Consider the following 2,859-nt stretch of genomic DNA (forward strand, 5'->3'; position numbering starts at 1 on the left):
TTGTTCAAACAGCCCCAGCAGTAAGGGCAGCCCTAGGGGAAGAGTTTGGATATGAAATAGGAACTAGGGTAACAGGAAAAATGGTTGCATCTTTAAAAAGACTAGGTTTTGATAAAGTATTTGATACAGTGTTTGGAGCAGACTTAACAATAATGGAAGAGGGTCATGAACTTTTAGATAGACTAGAAAATGGTGGAAAACTTCCAATGATAACATCATGTTCGCCGGGATGGATTAAGTTTTGTGAACATAACTATCCAGAATTAATAGATAACTTATCAAGTTGTAAATCACCACAACAAATGACGGGAGCCATAATAAAGAGCTATTATGCTAAGATAAATAATATAGATCCTAAAGATATAGTATCGGTATCTGTAATGCCATGTATAGCTAAGAAATTTGAAATAGGAAGAGAAGGCATGGAAGAAGATGTTGATTATGTTATAACCACTAGGGAACTTGCAAGAATGATTAAGGAAGCTAGAGTAGACTTTAATGAATTGGAAGATGAAGAATTTGATCAGGTATTAGGAGAAACTACAGGAGCTGGGGTAATCTTCGGAGCAACAGGTGGAGTTATGGAGGCTGCCCTTAGGACGGTATCGGAAGTAGTTTTAGGTGAAGAATTAGATAAAATACAGTATGATGAAGTTAGGGGAACAGCAGGAATTAAAGAGGCAGAAATAGAACTTGGAGATACAACTGTAAAGATAGCTGTAGCAAATGGAACGGGAAATGCTAGAAAACTTATGGAAAAAATTAAAAGTGGAGAAGCAGACTATCACTTTATAGAAATAATGGGATGTGAAGGTGGTTGTGTAACCGGTGGAGGTCAACCTCACCTAAGTGCTAAGGATAGAATGACTAAAGATGTGAAAACTTTAAGAGCGAAAGCCCTTTATGATGAAGACGAAGCTAAAGCTATAAGAAAATCCCATGAAAATCCAGAGATAAAGAAACTATATAGTGACTTTTTAGAAAAACCAAATAGTCACAAGGCCCATGAGTTGCTTCATACTGGTTATGTAAAAAGAGGTAGAATATAGAGCAAAGTGCAGGATTCAAGGAGCAGAGAGAAAGGATTGGCTAAAAGCCAATCCTTTATTTTTTCTACTCTACACTTTTCACCCTGCACCATTCTTTTTAATCTCTTAAATATGGAGGGATAACCAGTTGTTGCCCAGGGTAGATTACGTCTGGGTTTGGAAGGTAGTTAAAGTCTAGTATTACATCTATTTTGGCATTATATTCTTTGGCAATAGCATATAGTGTATCACCTGGTTTTACGGTGTATATTATGGCTTCTGGTGGAGAGTAAGGGATTATTAGATTTTGTCCAGGATATAGCATATTTGGATTTGGGATATAATTAAAAACTAATATATTTGATATAGTGGTGTTAAATCTATCAGCTATATTATATAAAGTATCTCCAGGCTCCACAGTATAGGTGAAAGTTCCCAAAGGAGCTTTAGGTAAACTTGGATAAAAACTGTACATATAAACACTCCTTTAAAATGTATTTACTATAGTATATTCTATGATTAATTATGCTGTGAAAAATAATACAGATATTAGGGAAGAGTTGAAAAGTGTTAAAAAAATGTCGAAATTGAAATTTTCAGAATATTAATATATAATTAGCTAGTAGAATTAACACATATAATAAAATAATAATATTTGATATAATACCATGATGGATTAGTTAAGGAGGTAGAGATGTGGAATTTAAGTTTGATTTTGATGTAAACAAAGAGAATATAGAGATGTTAAAAGAAATTATTAAAGAAAATGAAAATAAAAAAGGGGCATTAATGCCTGTACTTCATAAAGCACAAAAAATATTCGGATATCTTCCAATAGAAGTTCAGAGTATTATATCCGAAGGATTAAACATACCCCTATCAGAGATATATGGTGTAGTAACTTTTTATGCCCAGTTTTCACTAATACCAAAGGGAAAATACGAAATAGGGGTTTGTTTAGGGACAGCCTGTTATGTTAAAGGGGCTCAAGATATTATAGACAAAATAAAAGACCAACTGGGAGTAGAAATTGGAGGTACAACTAAGGATAGGAAATTTTCCCTTGAAGCTACTAGATGTATAGGAGCCTGTGGACTAGCTCCAGTTATGACTGTAAATGAAGATGTTTATGGAAAATTAGATGTAAGTGAGATAGATGATATCATAGAAAAATATAAAGGTTAATAATGGGGAGGTGTATTAAATGAAATCTCTAGAGGAGCTAAAAAAGATTAGAGAAGCATCCCTTAATAAGGTTACATTAAGGGGAGAAAGAAAGGGAACAAGAATAGTAGTGGGAATGGCAACTTGTGGGATATCTGCAGGTGCTAGGTCTGTTTTAATGGTTTTACTTGAAGAGACTAAGAAAAGAAATTTAGGGGATGTTACCGTTATTCAAACGGGATGTATAGGAATATGTGACCTAGAGCCTATAGTTGAAGTGTACAAGCCTGGGGAAGAAAAGGTAACATACGTGAAAATGACAGAGGATAAAGCTAAGAAAGTAATAGCAGAACATATAGTTAATGGAAATGTAGTTACTGATTATACAATAGGAAAAGAAAGATAACTATTTAAGCAGGTAGGGAGGTTAGTTTAATGAATATATATAGATCACATGTATTAATATGTGGAGGTACAGGATGTACCTCATCAAAGTCAGATAAAATACAGGATAAGTTTGAAAAATTATTAAAAGAGAAGGATTTAGATAATGAAATTAAAGTTGTAAGAACAGGGTGTTTTGGACTTTGTGAGGCAGGACCTATAGCCATAGTATATCCAGAGGGATCATTCTATAGCCACTTAAAAGTAGATGATGTGGAAACAA

At 34.0% G+C, this 2,859-nt stretch carries 5 protein-coding genes; 4 read left to right on the forward strand and 1 reads right to left on the reverse strand.

What is annotated here, in order from left to right:
• On the forward strand, nt 1–1,049 hold a 1,049-nt coding region (locus V6137_RS20735; protein WP_425449855.1), incomplete at its 5' end, for a [FeFe] hydrogenase, group A.
• A gap of 97 nt (nt 1,050–1,146) precedes the next feature.
• On the opposite strand, the gene V6137_RS20740 is transcribed toward V6137_RS20735, so the two are convergent.
• Nucleotides 1,147–1,503 carry a LysM peptidoglycan-binding domain-containing protein gene (locus tag V6137_RS20740; protein ID WP_425449856.1) on the reverse strand — a complete coding sequence of 119 codons (357 nt, stop codon included), beginning with the start codon at nt 1,501–1,503 and terminating at the stop codon, nt 1,147–1,149.
• Between the two features lie 221 nt (nt 1,504–1,724).
• Between V6137_RS20740 and V6137_RS20745 the strand changes: the two genes are divergently transcribed.
• The 3 genes from V6137_RS20745 to V6137_RS20755 form a co-directional block, all read left to right on the forward strand.
• Complete coding sequence (locus V6137_RS20745) at nt 1,725–2,213, forward strand: NADH-quinone oxidoreductase subunit NuoE family protein (protein ID WP_425449857.1); 489 nt, start codon at nt 1,725–1,727, stop codon at nt 2,211–2,213.
• Between the two features lie 19 nt (nt 2,214–2,232).
• Nucleotides 2,233–2,598 (forward strand): (2Fe-2S) ferredoxin domain-containing protein, encoded by a 366-nt coding sequence (locus V6137_RS20750; protein ID WP_425449858.1) that lies wholly within the window; start codon nt 2,233–2,235, stop codon nt 2,596–2,598.
• 29 nt (nt 2,599–2,627) lie between these two features.
• Nucleotides 2,628–2,859 (forward strand): (2Fe-2S) ferredoxin domain-containing protein (locus tag V6137_RS20755; RefSeq protein WP_425449859.1); only part of this gene is annotated, 232 nt, incomplete at its 3' end.

The sequence above is a fragment of the Dethiothermospora halolimnae genome (genome assembly GCF_037577855.1).
Lineage (GTDB): Bacteria > Bacillota > Clostridia > Tissierellales > VENL01 > Dethiothermospora > Dethiothermospora halolimnae.

What these genes read in the sequence shown, in the direction of transcription:
- V6137_RS20740 (WP_425449856.1), bottom strand. Translation starts at nt 1,503, where the DNA reads ATGTACAGTTTTTATCCAAGTTTACCTAAAGCTCCTTTGGGAACTTTC.
- V6137_RS20750 (WP_425449858.1), top strand. Translation starts at nt 2,233, where the DNA reads ATGAAATCTCTAGAGGAGCTAAAAAAGATTAGAGAAGCATCCCTTAAT.